Origin of the sequence: Pseudomonas fluorescens (genome assembly GCF_902497775.2) — a bacterium.
Lineage (GTDB): Bacteria > Pseudomonadota > Gammaproteobacteria > Pseudomonadales > Pseudomonadaceae > Aquipseudomonas > Aquipseudomonas putida_F.
In genome coordinates this window covers 2713797-2727095 of record NZ_OZ024668.1, presented here as the reverse complement: position 1 = coordinate 2727095, position 13299 = coordinate 2713797, and the positions used below count along the sequence as shown (strand labels likewise).

The following is a 13299-nucleotide window of genomic DNA, read 5'->3' as shown; positions in this document are numbered from 1 at the left end:
CTCCGCAGCCCGTCTCGGAGCCCCGCCATGCTTGACCCACGCCATCGCCACCCGCAGCAGATCACCCCGCACGGGCAATGGCCGGGCGAGCCCGGGGGGCATGCCGACACCCGCAGGTTCCATGCCGGCATCGGTTCGCTGGATGTGTTGCGCGCCCTGCGTGCCAGCCGTCAGCAGCACCGGCCGTTGTCCTTGAGCGTCGAGCTACCGGCCGGGCTCGATGGCCAGGAGCAGGACGCCTATCTGCGCGGCTTGCAGCGGGAGATTGCCCTGGTGGGCTGCCACCTGGGCGCCGACCAGAGCATCGAGCAGTTCCAGCTGAGCGGCGCCACGCCAGGCCCCGAGGTGCTGCGGCGGTTGATGGAGCAACTGCGCCAACGCTTCAACTTGCTCCAGCACGAGCTGGGTGACTACGGTGTTGAAGTCGATCTGCATCACACCGATTGGGCGACCATGGGCCTGTTGCGCGACCAGGGTTTCAACCATGTCAGCATCGGCGTGCCCGATTGTGGCCAGGGTGGGGTGCTGTCGGCCGCCCGCTGCCGGAACCCGGCGCCGATTCATTCGTTGATCGATGCCGCGCGCACCTTCGATTTTCGCTCGGTGAGTGTCGACCTGGGTTACGGCCACGCCTGGCAAACCCCGGATAGCTTCGCCCGCAAGCTTGCCACCCTGATCGTACTTGAGCCCGACCGCCTGCGGGTGTTCGATTATGCCCAGCCGCCGGCGCGTTATGCCCACAGTGCCCCGCAAGCGCCCTGCAGCGAGCAGGACAAGGCGCTGATGCGCCGAAGCTGTTTTGCGCAGCTGCTGGCAGCGGGGTACCAGCACATCGGCCTGGGCCAGTTCGTGCGCGCCGACGACGACCTGGCCATCGCCCAGGAACGTGGGCGCCTGCGGCGCAATTGCCAGGGCTTTACCCGGCACGGTTACTGCGACCATATCGGCCTGGGCCTGGGCGCGATCAGCCAGTTCGACGAGCTCTACACGCAGAATGCCCTGACCCTGGCGCACTACCTGCAACAGTTGGGCAACGACCAATTGGCCACCTGCCGAGGCTGGCGCTGCGAGGCGGATGATCATCTGCGCCAGCGCGTAACCGAACGCCTGGCCTGTGACCTGGAGCTGGATATCCAGGCCATCGAGGTCCGCTACGGCGTGGATTTTCGCCAATACTTTGCTTGCGCCTGGCGCCAGCTGGAGGCCATGAGTCGGGCCGGGCTGGTCGAGCTGTCGGCGCGTTACATCAGCATATTGCCCGCCGGCCGGGTGGAAGTGGATGCCATCTGCCAGCTGTTCGACCAGAGCAGCCCGGGGCTTTCCCTCCATCAGCAATGGGTCGATCACGATGCCAGCCTTTGAATTCAACCGCGCCCTGGTAAAAAAGTACGACTGTCCGGGGCCGCGCTACACCTCGTACCCGACCGCGCCGCAGTTTCACCCGGCGTTCGCCATCGATGACTACCTGCAGGCCGTGCAGGCCAGCAACCTGGCGCCTAGCCCCAAGCCGCTGTCGGCCTATATCCATATCCCGTTCTGCCAAAGCCTTTGCTACTACTGCGCCTGCAACAAGATCATCACCCGCAAGACCCACCGCGCGGCCGAGTACCTGGGCTACCTGAAACGCGAGATCGCCTTGCAGGGCGCGCTGTTCGAGCGCAGCCGCAAGTTGACCCAACTGCACCTGGGCGGCGGCACGCCGACCTACCTGAGCAACGCGCAACTGGCCGAGTTGATGGACTGCCTGCACCAGGCGTTCAACCTCGATGACAGCGACGAGCACGAGTTTTCCATCGAGGTCGATCCGCGCACCATCAGTACCGGGCAAATCCAGATGCTGCGTGGCCTGGGCTTTAATCGCCTGAGTTTCGGCGTGCAGGATTTCGATGCCGATGTGCAGGCTGCGGTCAATCGCCGGCAAAGCGAAGCGCAGATCTACGCCTTGGTGGCCGCCGCACGCCAGGCGCGCTTCAAGTCGATCAGCGTCGACCTGATCTATGGCCTGCCACTGCAAACGGTGCAGAGCTTCGACGTGACTCTGGAAAAGATCATCGCTCTGCGCCCGGACCGCATTGCCGCCTACAGCTATGCCCACCTGCCCGAGCAGGTGCGCGCGCAGCGCATGATCCGCCGCGAAGACATGCCGCCGCCGGAGCGCAAGCTGGAGTTGCTGGAACTGACCATTGAGCGCCTGACCGATGCCGGTTACGTGTACATCGGCATGGACCACTTCGCCTTGCCGCAGGATGAGTTGGCCCTGGCCCGCGCCAATGGCACCCTGCAGCGCAATTTTCAGGGTTACTCGACCCATGCCGACTGCGACCTGATCGGCCTCGGTGTGTCGGCCATCGGCAAGGTCGGCGACAGCTACAGCCAGAGCGTCAAGCTATTGTCCCAGTACTACGCGCGACTCGATCAGGGCATGTTGCCGATTCAGCGCGGTTATCGCCTGAACGCCGACGACCTGCTGCGCCGCGAGGTGATCAACCAGCTGATGTGCCATGGCCGTATCGATTTTGACCGGTTCCAGGCTACACACGGTATCCGCTTCAACGACTACTTCGCCGAGGCCCTGGAGCAGTTGGCCGAGCAGGTGGATGACCAGTTGCTGGCGCTTGATCAACACGCCTTGCAGTTGCTGCCCCAGGGCCACTTGATGATGCGCAACACCGCCATGGCCTTTGACGCCTACCTGGGCGGTGGGCGCAAAGGCCAGTTTTCGCGCACGGTCTAATGCGAGGTACCTTCGGCGAACTCGATCTTGTTGCCGACGTTGTACTTGCCCGAGGGCTTGTTCATGGGTAGGCGCTTGATCTCTTCGAGGGTTTGGCTGTCGTAGACGATCAGTGCGCCGTCGTTGGCCCAGATGCTCAGCAGCAAGTAGCGGCCGTTGTGGCTGAACTCGACATGAGCGGCGGTCTTGCCCGGCATCGGCCGCAGGGTGTGGGCGATCTCCAGGGTCTGCTTGTCGATCAGGTGGATGGCGTCGTTGTCGGGGCCGAAGAATACATCGGTCCAGGCATAGGCCGATTTGGCATGGCTGCGCATGAAAAAGCCCGGGCCGAGGGTGGGGATCTCCTTGATCAGGCGCCAGGTCTTGAGGTCGATTACCGAGATCAGGCCCTTGCTGATGTTCGGCGTGGCAAACACCCAGGCACCGTCGCGTTGCCACCAGGTGCCGGAGCCCAGGTGCGGCATGCCGGGCAGGGCGATGCGACTGACGACCTGGCCGCTGTCGAGGTCGAGCACCTGGCCGCCGTTGGCCTTGCGTGAGGTGGCCAGCAGTTGCCGGTAGTCTGGCGAGAAGGAGAAGTCGTCGAGAAAGTCCTCGGCGACAATCCTGCGTGGCACGAAGTCGGGTTGGCCGGCGCTGGACAGCTCCCAAACCTCCTTTACGTCCTTGAGCGCGACGATGAAGCTGTCCCGTGGCGGCGCCGTGTACACCGCGCTGACCCGCGACGGCCTGCCATCCAGGCCAACCGCGGCGATGGTTTTCACCGGCGTCAGGTCACGGGCATCGAGCAGCACCAGGTTGCCTGGCAGGTAGTTGCCCACCAGCACCCAGCGTCCGTCCTTGCTCACTGCCAGGTTGCGGGTATTGAGCCCGGCGCGCACCTCGGCGATCAGTTTGAGGTTGTGCAGGTCGTACTGGCTGACCCAGCCATCGCGGGAGGCGAAGTAGACGAAGCGGCCATCGGGCGAGAACTTCGGCCCGCCGTGCACGGCAAAATGCGAAGCAAAGCGCGCCAGCACGGTGAAACGGTCGCCGTCGAGGATGTTGATGTGGTGGTCGCCGGCTTCGACCACCACGAACAGGTTCAGCGGGTCGGCACCGTGCTGGGGCGTGCCTGGCAAGCTATCGACGGCGTTCAGTAGCTGGTGGCTGGCGCGGATCTGGGTATCGCTCCAGGTCGGTGGTGTGGCCGGCGGCTGTTGCAGGTAGGTCACCAGGCCGTCGATCCGGGTTGGGCTCAGCACCTTGGCAAAGCCGCTCATCTGGCTGGCCGGGCGGCCCGCGCTGATCACCTGGCGGATCTCGGCCGGCTTGATCCGGCTCAGGCTTTCCGGCAGCAGGGCTGGGCCGCTGGCGCCGAAACGCGTGGCGCCATGGCATTGCTGGCAATGTTGCTGATAGTCCTGGGCGGCCTGGTCGACAACGGCGCTGCCCTGGGCCGAAGCCATCCACAACAGCGGGACAAGGGCCAGGGCTTTCATGGCGCGACCTCGGCGGCCAGCGCGGCAGCGGCAAAGTGCGCCGGGTAGCGCAGTGCCTGGTCGGCGAACAACCCGACCACCTTGCCGATCACCGTCAGCGTTGGCGTGGCGCCGGGGCATTGCCGGGCCAGGCGTGGCAACATCGCGAGCGTACCGCGCAGCACCTGCTGGTCGGCGCAGGTGCCGTGGCTGATCAGGGCTGCCGGCGTATCGGCGGCGAGCCCGGCGGCTATCAACTGCTCAGTGATCAGCCGCAGATTGGACAGGCCCATGTAGAACACCAGGGTCTGGCTGCTGTCGGCCAGGCTCTGCCAGGGCAGGTTGAGTGCGCCGTCTTGTTGCAGGTGGCCGGTGATGAAGCGGCAGGAGTTGACCAGGTCGCGGTGGGTCAGGGGGATCCCGGCATAGGCGCTGCAGCCGGCGGCGGCGGTGATGCCCGGCACCACCTGGCAATCGATGCCGTGCTGCAGGAGAAAGTCGAGCTCTTCGGCGCCCCGACCGAAGATGAACGGGTCGCCGCCTTTGAGCCGCACCACCCGCTGGCCGCGCGCCGCGAGGTCGACCAGCAGCTGATTGATCTGCGCCTGGGGCAGGCTGTGGTAGCCGCTGATCTTGCCCACGTAATGGCGGCTGCAGCCAGGCGGAATCAGTGCCAGCAGTTCGCTGCTGATCAAGCGGTCATAAACCACGGCATCGGTCTGCATCAGCAGGCTCCAGGCGCGCAGGGTAAGCAGGCGCGGATCGCCGGGCCCGGCGCCGACCAGGGCGACTTCACCGGGGTTGAAGGGCGAGTGCAGGGCGGCGGGTAGAACGGAGGCACAATGCATGAGGGCGTTCCTTGTTCCATCATCAGGGGCGCCGGATGGCCGCCTGTGTCGGCGGCTTGTCCGGTCAGGTTGTCAATGCGTGACGCAAGGAATGCAGGCGGTTGGCGGCAGGCCGATTTCTTCATCGCTCAGGTGGCAGCCCGGGTCCTGGCCCCAGAGGTCACCGGCGGCCCAGGCGCGGGTGCGGGTGTTGCCGTTGCAGATACTCAGCCAGCGGCAGGCGGCGCAGCGCCCGGTGACGGCCCGGGGATGCTCGCGCAGGCGCAACAGCAGCGGGTCGGGCTGCTCCAGCCACAGGGTGCGGAACGGCGTGCGCCGCACGTTGCCCACCGAGTGTTGCCACCAGTAGGTGTCGGGGTGCACTTCGCCCGTGTTGTCGATATTGGCGATGGCGCAGCCCGACGCATTGCCGCCCCAGGCGCGCAGCATCTGTTCCAGCTGCGGGTAATGGTCGGGCAGATGGCGCGCTGTCCACTGCAGCAACAGGATGGCATCGGCATCGTTGTTGCCGCTGACAAAGTCGCTATCGCGGCCGTGTTGGATATCCTCCCAGGCCTGGTCGAACAGCAGGTTCATCGCTTCACGGCTCATCTGCTGCAGTGCGTCGAGCTTGCGGCTGCGCTTGCCGCGGCCGCTGTAGTTCAGGTGCGAGAGGTAGAACTTGTGCACGTCACAGTCGCGCATCAGTGCCAGCAGCGCCGGCAACTGGGCGTGGTTGTCCTGGGTCAGGGTGGTGCGCATGCCGACGCGAATGCCCTGTTCGCGGCACAGGCGCATGGCCTTGAGCGATCTGGCAAAGCTGCCCTTGAGCTGGCGAAAGGCATCGTGGGTGGCCTCCAGGCCATCGATGCTGATGCCGACGTAATCGAAGCGGGCCGCGCGAACCTGGGCGATGTTGCGCTCATCGATCAGCGTACCGTTGCTCGACAGGGCGACGAACATGCCTTGGTCGCGGGCATGGGCACTGAGCAGGAACAGGTCGGCGCGCAGCAGCGGTTCGCCGCCAGAGAGGATCAGCACCTTGACCCCGGCAGCGGCCAGGTCATCGATCACCTGCAGGGCCGCTTCGGTGTCCAGCTCGTCACGAAACACACTGTCGGCCGAGGTGGCGTAGCAGTGCTTGCAGGTCAGGTTGCAACGCCTGAGCAGGTTCCAGATCACCACCGGCGCGCGCGGGCTGCCCGGTGGGCTGGTGCGCGGGGCCGGGCTTTGGCCGGCCAGGGCGCGCAGGTAATGGCTGATCCTCAACATGCAACGCTCCTTGCTCAGGGGTTGGTGGGTAGGCGCAGACCGGTTTTTTTCAGGATGCGGCTGCTGACCAGCATGTCGTCGGCCCGGCAGGCATCACCCAGCAGGTAGCGCAGGTGTTCGCGGTAGCTGTCGATTTCGCAGGCACTGCGGCCGTGGACCATGGCGAACAGGTTGTAGCGCCAGCTGCCGTTGCGCGGGCGCCGATAACAGTGGCTGACGAAGGGCTGGGCGCCGATCAGCCGGCCCAGGCGCGGCATCTGCGCATCCTCGACATCCCAGACGGTCATGCCGTTGAAGCGATAGCCCAGGCGGTAGTGGTTGGGTACTGCGCCAATGCGCCGAATCGCGCCGTCGGCCTGCAGGCGCTTGAGCAGCTCAAGGGTTGCCTCGACGCTCAGTTGCAACTGCCCGGCCAGCCAGCCCCAGGGATCCTCGACCAGCGGCAGGCCGGCCTGGGTCAGCTCGACCAGGCGCAGGGCCAGGGCCTGTTCAGAGCGGGAAGTACAAGCCGACATGGTAGGTCTCCTCCTTGGGCAGGTTCAGCGGCGCCAGGCCGGTGCGTTGCTCGATGCGCTGCAGGGCCTGGTTCAACTGCTCAAGGCTGGCGCAACCGAGGACGAACCACATGTTGAAGGCGTGTTCGCGGCGGTAGTTGTGGGCGACCTCGGGCATGGTTTCAAGCGCGGCGGCGACCGCCTCGAAGCGCGCTTCGGGCACCTTCAGCGCCGCCAGAGTAAAGGCGCCGCCCAGGCGTTCGATGTCGAACATCGGCCCGAAGCGGGTCAGGGTGCCGTCGTCGAGCAGGCGTTGCAGGCGTTCACGCAGTTGCTGGCTGCTGCTGCCCAATTCCTCGGCCAGCACCTGCCAGGGCTGGGGCACCAGCGGTAGGCCCAGCTGCAGGCGGTTGATCAGGCGGCGGTCGAGTTCATCCATGGGCGAGGGCTACGCTGACGGCGGGGGCGAAGCGGCCACCGCACTGTTTGAACGCCTGGGTGCTGAACAGCACCTGATAGGGCAGGTCGCTGAGCAGGTGCTGGGCGAGCAGGGATTCAATCTGCACCTGGACCCGTTCGCGCTGACGGCCATGAACCATGCAGAACAGGTTGTAGCGCCACTGCGGCAGGCACCGTGGGCGCTGGTAGCAGAGGCGTACCAGCGGCTCGCTTCCCAGGCGCTGGCCGACTTCGTCGATCAGGGCGTCGGGGACGTCCAGCACCAGCATGGCGTTGGCGGTAAAGCCCAGGGCACGGTGGTTGAGCACCAGGCCCAAGCGGCGGAACAAGCCTTGCTGCTGCCAGAGGCTGAGCTGTTCGATAACCTGCTGTTCATCGGCGCCGATTTGCTCGGCCAGGGCCAGATAGGGCCTGGGCAGCAGGGGCAGGCCGCCTTCGAGCAGGCGCCGCAAGGCCAGGTTTTGCGCAGGTGCCAGCGGCCGGTTCATGTTCCGTCTCCCAGGGCGAAGCCGAGGTCGATGCGGTAGGCGGTCAACATCGGCAGGTCGAGCGGGGTCAGCCCGGTGTCGGCCGCAAGCTCGTCGAGGATGCACTGCAGGTGCGCGCGGTCGGGCCCGGTCAGCACGAACCAGAGGTTGTAGTGGTGCTCGCGGGCATAGTTGTGGTTCACCTCGGGATACTGGTTGATACGCTCGGCCACCTGCTGCAGGCGCTCGGCGGGCACGGCGAGGGCGGCGAGGGTGCTGGCGCCGGCATGGCGGTGGTCGAACACCGGGCCGATGCGCGACAGGCTGCCGCGCGCGGCCATCTGTTGCAGGCAGGCGATGACCTGCTCCTCGCTACAGTCCAGCACCTGTGCCATCTGGCGGTAGGGTTCGGCGCAAATCGGCATGCCATGCTGAAAGTGTTCGATCAGGCGTTGTTCCAGGGCGTGTACTGGCATCTCAATACCCCATCTGCTGGGCGCGGCTGCTGAAGAAGATGCCGCTGGGGGCGGCAGCGGGCAGGCTGGCAAGGCGCTTGAGGCTATACGGGTCCCAGACCTGCACCTGGTCGCGGTCGCGCACCGACAGCCACAGCTGGTCGCCCCGGGCGGTGAACTCCATGTGCAATACGCCAGGGCCGGGCTTGAGGTCGGCGACCACCTGGTGCGATTCGCTGTCGATGACCTGCACCCGGTCGTTGTCCGGGTAGGCGAAGTTGACCCACAGCTGGCGCCCGTCCGGCCGCGCGGTGACGAACACCGGTTGCCCGGCGACGGCAATGGTGTCGGTCTGCTGCCAGGTGCGCGCATCCATGACCAATACCTGATGGTGCCCGACCGCCGGCACGAAAGCCTGGTTGTCGGCCACCGCCCAGCCTTCCAGGTGCGGCATCTTGTACACCGGCAATTTGGCCTGGCCGCGTCCGTAGTCGCCGAGCACGCGCTTGACCCCGCGCTCCGGGTGCCAGAGGTCGAGCTGGGCCATGCCGTCTTCACCGAACAGCCCAGCCATGTAATAGCGGCCATCGGCGGTGATCAGCGCGTCGTAGGGTTGCTCGCCGATAGCGGTGAAGCGGGTGATCTGCGGCGTATTGCCGTGGCTGAAGTCGGCACTCCAGATTTCGCCGCTGTCGAACAGGCTGAACACGAAGCGCTGGCCGGGCGCATCCACCAGGCCGACCACCCGCGAGCGTTTTTTACCGTCGGCGAGCAGGGTGGCGGGGATATCCGCGACCAGTTCCAGGCTGTGGGCATCGAAAACCTTGACCCCGCCCGGCACGTAGTTGGATACCGCAATCAGCTTGCCGTCCTGGCTGATGGCGCCGCCGATGCTGTTGCCGCCCTGGATCAGGCGTTTGTCGATGCGCTGGGCAAGCAGGTCGATTTTGCTCAGGCCGCCGTCGCGGCCGAACACATAGGCATAGCGTTGATCGCGGGAGAACACCGCCGAGGCATGGGACAAATCGCCCAGGCCGTCGATCCGCGCCAGGGCTTTGCCGGCGCTGCTGTCGATGATCTGCACGCTGGCGCTGGCGCGCTCCACCACCAGGCCCAGGTCGCCCGTACCCCGCAGTGGGGCCTGGGAGCAGGCGGACAACAGCAGCGCGCAGGTGGCGGGTAACAGTACGCGTCGGATCATGGGGCAGGTGCTCCTTGCAAAAGATGATCGACCAGCCAGCCGATGTCGTCGGCGCTCAGCAGCGCCTCCCAGGCCGGCATGGCGGTGCCGGGGCGGCCCAGGCGCACGGTGGCGATGAGGCTGTCGCGGGGTTTGCCGGCCAGGGCTGCCGGGGTCAGTTGCGGGCCCAGGCCGCCGGTCAGGTGCAGGCCATGGCAGGCGCCACAGTCCTGGGCCAGCAGGTGTTCGAGCTGCGCCTGGCGCTGGGCGTCAGGCGCGGCGAATACAGCGGAGCAGAGCAGGAGGGTCGCCAGGCTCGCAATACAGCGGTAAGTCTTCATGACGCCCTCCCTGGATGGGTTACTTGAGGCTCAAGACCCAATTGGCCAATTGCTTGGCTTCATCATCACTGAGCGCATTGGCCGGCATCGGGATCGGCCCCCAGTTGCCCTGGGTGCCGTTCTTGATGTGGCTGGCCAGCGTCTGGGCAGCACCACTGACGCCGGCATTCTTTGCCGCCACCTCCTTGAGCGCCGGGCCCACCAACTTGGCGTCGACGGCATGGCAGGCGACACAGGACTTGCTCTGGAACAGCGCCAGTCCGTCATCGGCCAACGCCGTTTGCAGGCTCAACGCAGTGGCGAGGGTGCACAGTGAAAGCAGGGTATTTTTCATGACGGCTCCTTGCGTTGATGAGGCTCAATAAATGTCGTATTGGGTGTTGTAGACATTGAACTTGCCGGTCGGGGTGATCAGCCGCTTGTCCTTGATCACCTGTTTGAGCGCCAGGGTCTTGTCGTCGATCACCACCAGCGCCGACTCCTCGGTCTGGCCGTTCCACACCGAGAACCACACCTCGTCACCGGCCTTGTTGTATTCCGGTTGCACCACGCGCAGGGCGCCTTGCTTGATCCCCGAATACTCGGCGATCGGCAGCACCTTGTAGCCGGCATCGAGCTTGTCGATATCGAACACCGCCACCGACTGGCTGAGCTTGGCATCGGGGTTGAGGGTGGTGTCGACATACAGGTGGCGCGACTCGGGGTGGGTCTTGATGAACAGCGAGCCGCCGCCCTGGCCCTTGAGCGAGCCGACCTGTTTCCAGGCGTACTGCGGGTGCTTGGCCGGGTCGGTGCCGATCATCGAGATACCGGAATCGCCCAGGTGGCTGGTGGCCCACACCGGACCGAACTGCGGGTGCACGAAGTTGGCGCCACGGCCGGGGTGCGGGGTCTTGCCAACATCGACCAGGGCGGTCAGGCGCCGCTCCTTGGAGTCGATCACCGCGACTTTGTTGGCGTTGTTGGCGGCAGTCATGAAGTAGCGGTGGCTGCTGTCCCAGCCGCCGTCATGCAGGAACGGCGCGGCGTCGATACTGGTGATGGTGAGGTTCTTGATGTCTTCGTAGTTGACCAGCATGACCTTGCCGGTTTCCTTGACGTTGACGATGAACTCCGGCCATTCGTGCGAGGCGATGATCGCCGCTACCCGAGGTTCTGGGTGGTACTCCTGCTTGTCGACGGTCATGCCACGGGTCGAGACGATCTGTTTCGGCTCCAGGGTTTCGCCGTCCATGATGGTGAACTGCGGCGGCCAGTAGGAGCCGGCGATGGTGTATTTGTCTTCATAGCCCTTGAACTTGGAAGTTTCCACCGAACGCGCCTCGATGCCGACCTTGATCTCGGCCACCTTGGTCGGCTCCTTGGGCCACAGGTCGATCATGTCGATGCGCGCATCGCGACCGATCACCAGCAGGTAGCGGCCCGAGGCGGAGATCCGCGAGATGTGCACGGCATAGCCGGTCTCGATGAGCTTGACGATCTGCTTGCTGTCGCCATCGATCAGGGCAATCTTGCCGTCGTCGCGCAGGGTCACCGAGAACAGGTTCTGCAGGTTGAGCGTGTTCAATTGCCGGGTTGGGCGGTCCTCGGGTTTGACCAGCAGCTTCCAGGTGTTGCGGGTTTCGGCCATGCCCCATTCCGGCGGGGTGGGCGGGGTGTGCTGGATGAAGTGGGCCATGCTGGTGATCTGCGCCTTGGTCAGCGCATTGGAAGTACCCCAATTGGGCATGCCGGCGGGCGAGCCGTAGCTGATCAGCGCCTCCAGGTAGGCCTGGCCGCGGGCCTGGGTAATGTCCGGGGTCAGCGGCTTGCCGGTGGCGCCCTTGCGCAGCACACCGTGGCAACCGGCGCAGCGCTGGAAGTAGATCTCCTTGGCGGCATCGAAATCGGCTTGGGTCATGTCCGGCGCGCCGCCGGTGGTGACCATGGCCGCTTGCGCGGTAGCGCTTTTCTGTTCGGCGCTGACGCTGGAGGGCAACGCCAGCGCCAGCGCCGAACAGAGGCTGGCGAGGCTCAGGGCAAAGGTTTTTCGGTTACTGATCAGCATTCCTTCTCTCCTCAGGCTGGACCTTTGCGATGTGCTGGAACACCAGGACAGAGCGCAGGTTCTTGGTGCCGGGAAAGGCTATGCCGGAGCGGGCCGCCGACCGCTTGACGGCGATCAAGTTTGCCGGCCATGGCGCTTGCCAGGTTGTCGCAGGGGCTCTTAGCGTGGTCGTCGAACCCGCTGTTTATCCAGGTAAACCATGGACCTCACACAACCCCGCTGCGAACCTTTTTACCAAGCGCAAGGCAATGAACTGGCGCTGTTCGAACAGGCCTGGCAGCACGGCATGCCGGTGCTGATCAAAGGCCCGACGGGCTGCGGCAAGACCCGCTTCGTCCAGCACATGGCCCACCGCCTGAACCTGCCCCTGCACACCGTGGCCTGCCACGATGATCTCAGCGCCGCCGACCTGATCGGTCGCCATCTGATCGGTGCCCAGGGCACCTGGTGGCAGGACGGGCCGCTGACCCGGGCGGTGCGCGAGGGCGGCATCTGCTACCTCGACGAAGTGGTCGAGGCGCGCCAGGACACCGTGGTGGTGCTGCACCCGTTGGCCGATGGCCGTCGCGAACTGTTTCTCGAACGCACCGGCGAAGTGCTGCAGGCGCCGCCGTCGTTCATGCTGGTGGTGTCGTACAACCCCGGTTACCAGAACCTGCTCAAGGGCATGAAGCCCAGTACCCGCCAGCGTTTTGTGGCCCTGCGATTCGATTACCCGCCGGGCGTTGAAGAGGAGCGCATCGTGCGCCGCGAGGCCGGGGTCGATGGCGCCCTGGCCAGCCAGGTGGTCAAGCTTGGCCAGGCCCTGCGCCGGCTCGACCAGCACGATCTGGAAGAAGTGGCCTCGACTCGCCTGCTGATTTTCACCGCACGCATGATCGGCGCCGGCATGAGCCCTCGGGAGGCTTGCCTGGCCTGCCTGGCCGAGCCGCTGACGGATGATCCGGCGACGGTTGCGGCGCTGATGGATGTGGTCGATGTCCACTTCGCTTGAAGCTCGCGCCCGGCGTTTGCCGGGCGACCTGGCGATGTGGCTGTTCATCCTCGCCGAGCTGTCGGTGTTCGCCATCCTGATCCTGGTGTTCGCCATCACCCAGCAGCTCAAACCGCAGCTGTTTGCCCACAGCCGGCAACTGCTCGATACCTCCACGGGCCTGGCCATGACCCTGAGCCTGCTCAGTGCCGGGGCGCTGGCGGCGCTGGCCCAGCAGCAGGTACGCCAGGCGCGCTCACGCCCGGCCGCGCTGTTGTTGCTGGCGGCCTTGCTGGTCGCCTGCGGCTATGTGTGGCTCAAACTCGGCGAGTACCGCCACCTGCTGGGCGCGGGGCTGGGAATCGAGCACAACACCTTCTTCACCTTGTACTGGATTGTCACCGGTTTTCATTTTCTGCATGTGTTGCTCGGCATGTTGATTCTGGCCTGGCTGGCGCTACGGGCCTGGCAGCATAGCGATGGCCCTGGCCCGTGCAGCGGCTTCGAGTCCGGGGTGCTGTATTGGCACATGGTCGATCTGGTCTGGGTGCTGCTGTTTCCGCTGGTTTACCTGCTGGATTGAGGACGGC

At 65.4% G+C, this 13299-nt stretch carries 15 protein-coding genes; 4 read left to right on the top strand and 11 right to left on the bottom strand.

Annotated elements, in window-relative coordinates; translation table 11 throughout:
* The first annotated feature begins 27 nt into the window (after positions 1-27).
* Positions 28-1362, top strand: coding sequence for a hypothetical protein (locus F8N82_RS12385; protein WP_038995581.1), 1335 nt, complete (start codon positions 28-30; stop codon positions 1360-1362).
* Complete coding sequence (hemN, locus tag F8N82_RS12380; protein ID WP_038995580.1) at positions 1349-2734, top strand: oxygen-independent coproporphyrinogen III oxidase; 1386 nt, start codon at positions 1349-1351, stop codon at positions 2732-2734. The genes F8N82_RS12385 and hemN overlap by 14 nt, the downstream gene beginning before the upstream one ends.
* Here hemN and F8N82_RS12375 read toward each other — a convergent pair.
* The 11 genes from F8N82_RS12375 to F8N82_RS12325 all read right to left on the bottom strand — a co-directional run bounded on the left by F8N82_RS12375 (position 2731) and on the right by F8N82_RS12325 (position 11736).
* Positions 2731-4215 carry a cytochrome D1 domain-containing protein gene (locus F8N82_RS12375; protein WP_038995579.1) on the bottom strand — a complete coding sequence of 495 codons (1485 nt, stop codon included), beginning with the start codon at positions 4213-4215 and terminating at the stop codon, positions 2731-2733. The genes hemN and F8N82_RS12375 overlap by 4 nt on opposite strands.
* Positions 4212-5042, bottom strand: coding sequence for a uroporphyrinogen-III C-methyltransferase (cobA, locus tag F8N82_RS12370; protein WP_038995578.1), 831 nt, complete (start codon positions 5040-5042; stop codon positions 4212-4214). The genes F8N82_RS12375 and cobA overlap by 4 nt, the downstream gene beginning before the upstream one ends.
* A 72-nt stretch (positions 5043-5114) precedes the next feature.
* On the bottom strand, positions 5115-6293 hold the full coding sequence (gene nirJ, locus F8N82_RS12365) for a heme d1 biosynthesis radical SAM protein NirJ (RefSeq protein WP_038995577.1): 1179 nt from the start codon (positions 6291-6293) through the stop codon (positions 5115-5117).
* A 14-nt stretch (positions 6294-6307) separates the two neighbouring features.
* Positions 6308-6808: an Lrp/AsnC family transcriptional regulator gene (locus tag F8N82_RS12360; protein ID WP_038995576.1), complete on the bottom strand. Its 501-nt coding sequence runs from the start codon at positions 6806-6808 to the stop codon at positions 6308-6310.
* A complete protein-coding gene (locus tag F8N82_RS12355; RefSeq protein ID WP_038995575.1) occupies positions 6783-7226 on the bottom strand; it encodes an Lrp/AsnC family transcriptional regulator in 444 nt (147 codons plus the stop codon). Before F8N82_RS12355 ends, F8N82_RS12360 begins: the two co-directional genes overlap by 26 nt.
* Positions 7219-7734: an Lrp/AsnC family transcriptional regulator gene (locus F8N82_RS12350; RefSeq protein ID WP_038995574.1), complete on the bottom strand. Its 516-nt coding sequence runs from the start codon at positions 7732-7734 to the stop codon at positions 7219-7221. The genes F8N82_RS12355 and F8N82_RS12350 overlap by 8 nt, the downstream gene beginning before the upstream one ends.
* Positions 7731-8189 (bottom strand): Lrp/AsnC family transcriptional regulator, encoded by a 459-nt coding sequence (locus F8N82_RS12345; protein WP_038995572.1) that lies wholly within the window; start codon positions 8187-8189, stop codon positions 7731-7733. Before F8N82_RS12345 ends, F8N82_RS12350 begins: the two co-directional genes overlap by 4 nt.
* A gap of 1 nt (position 8190) precedes the next feature.
* Positions 8191-9369 carry a cytochrome D1 domain-containing protein gene (locus F8N82_RS12340; protein ID WP_038995570.1) on the bottom strand — a complete coding sequence of 393 codons (1179 nt, stop codon included), beginning with the start codon at positions 9367-9369 and terminating at the stop codon, positions 8191-8193.
* Positions 9366-9689, bottom strand: a complete 324-nt coding sequence (locus F8N82_RS12335; RefSeq protein WP_038995569.1) for a c-type cytochrome — start codon at positions 9687-9689, stop codon at positions 9366-9368. The genes F8N82_RS12340 and F8N82_RS12335 overlap by 4 nt, the downstream gene beginning before the upstream one ends.
* A 19-nt stretch (positions 9690-9708) precedes the next feature.
* Entirely contained in the window at positions 9709-10023 is a 315-nt protein-coding gene (locus F8N82_RS12330; protein ID WP_038995568.1) for a c-type cytochrome, read from the bottom strand.
* A 24-nt stretch (positions 10024-10047) separates the two neighbouring features.
* Positions 10048-11736, bottom strand: a complete 1689-nt coding sequence (locus tag F8N82_RS12325) for a nitrite reductase (protein ID WP_038995567.1) — start codon at positions 11734-11736, stop codon at positions 10048-10050.
* A gap of 199 nt (positions 11737-11935) precedes the next feature.
* Between F8N82_RS12325 and F8N82_RS12320 the strand changes: the two genes are divergently transcribed.
* Positions 11936-12730, top strand: a complete 795-nt coding sequence (locus F8N82_RS12320) for a CbbQ/NirQ/NorQ/GpvN family protein (RefSeq protein ID WP_038995566.1) — start codon at positions 11936-11938, stop codon at positions 12728-12730.
* Complete coding sequence (locus tag F8N82_RS12315; RefSeq protein ID WP_038995565.1) at positions 12714-13292, top strand: cytochrome c oxidase subunit 3; 579 nt, start codon at positions 12714-12716, stop codon at positions 13290-13292. Before F8N82_RS12320 ends, F8N82_RS12315 begins: the two co-directional genes overlap by 17 nt.
* Positions 13293-13299 lie beyond the last annotated feature (7 nt).

What these genes read in the sequence shown, in the direction of transcription:
- F8N82_RS12385 (WP_038995581.1), top strand. Translation starts at nt 28, where the DNA reads ATGCTTGACCCACGCCATCGCCACCCGCAGCAGATCACCCCGCACGGG.
- hemN (WP_038995580.1), top strand. Translation starts at nt 1,349, where the DNA reads ATGCCAGCCTTTGAATTCAACCGCGCCCTGGTAAAAAAGTACGACTGT.
- F8N82_RS12375 (WP_038995579.1), bottom strand. Translation starts at nt 4,215, where the DNA reads ATGAAAGCCCTGGCCCTTGTCCCGCTGTTGTGGATGGCTTCGGCCCAG.
- cobA (WP_038995578.1), bottom strand. Translation starts at nt 5,042, where the DNA reads ATGCATTGTGCCTCCGTTCTACCCGCCGCCCTGCACTCGCCCTTCAAC.
- nirJ (WP_038995577.1), bottom strand. Translation starts at nt 6,293, where the DNA reads ATGTTGAGGATCAGCCATTACCTGCGCGCCCTGGCCGGCCAAAGCCCG.
- F8N82_RS12360 (WP_038995576.1), bottom strand. Translation starts at nt 6,808, where the DNA reads ATGTCGGCTTGTACTTCCCGCTCTGAACAGGCCCTGGCCCTGCGCCTG.
- F8N82_RS12355 (WP_038995575.1), bottom strand. Translation starts at nt 7,226, where the DNA reads ATGGATGAACTCGACCGCCGCCTGATCAACCGCCTGCAGCTGGGCCTA.
- F8N82_RS12350 (WP_038995574.1), bottom strand. Translation starts at nt 7,734, where the DNA reads ATGAACCGGCCGCTGGCACCTGCGCAAAACCTGGCCTTGCGGCGCCTG.
- F8N82_RS12345 (WP_038995572.1), bottom strand. Translation starts at nt 8,189, where the DNA reads ATGCCAGTACACGCCCTGGAACAACGCCTGATCGAACACTTTCAGCAT.
- F8N82_RS12340 (WP_038995570.1), bottom strand. Translation starts at nt 9,369, where the DNA reads ATGATCCGACGCGTACTGTTACCCGCCACCTGCGCGCTGCTGTTGTCC.
- F8N82_RS12335 (WP_038995569.1), bottom strand. Translation starts at nt 9,689, where the DNA reads ATGAAGACTTACCGCTGTATTGCGAGCCTGGCGACCCTCCTGCTCTGC.
- F8N82_RS12330 (WP_038995568.1), bottom strand. Translation starts at nt 10,023, where the DNA reads ATGAAAAATACCCTGCTTTCACTGTGCACCCTCGCCACTGCGTTGAGC.
- F8N82_RS12325 (WP_038995567.1), bottom strand. Translation starts at nt 11,736, where the DNA reads ATGCTGATCAGTAACCGAAAAACCTTTGCCCTGAGCCTCGCCAGCCTC.
- F8N82_RS12320 (WP_038995566.1), top strand. Translation starts at nt 11,936, where the DNA reads ATGGACCTCACACAACCCCGCTGCGAACCTTTTTACCAAGCGCAAGGC.
- F8N82_RS12315 (WP_038995565.1), top strand. Translation starts at nt 12,714, where the DNA reads ATGTCCACTTCGCTTGAAGCTCGCGCCCGGCGTTTGCCGGGCGACCTG.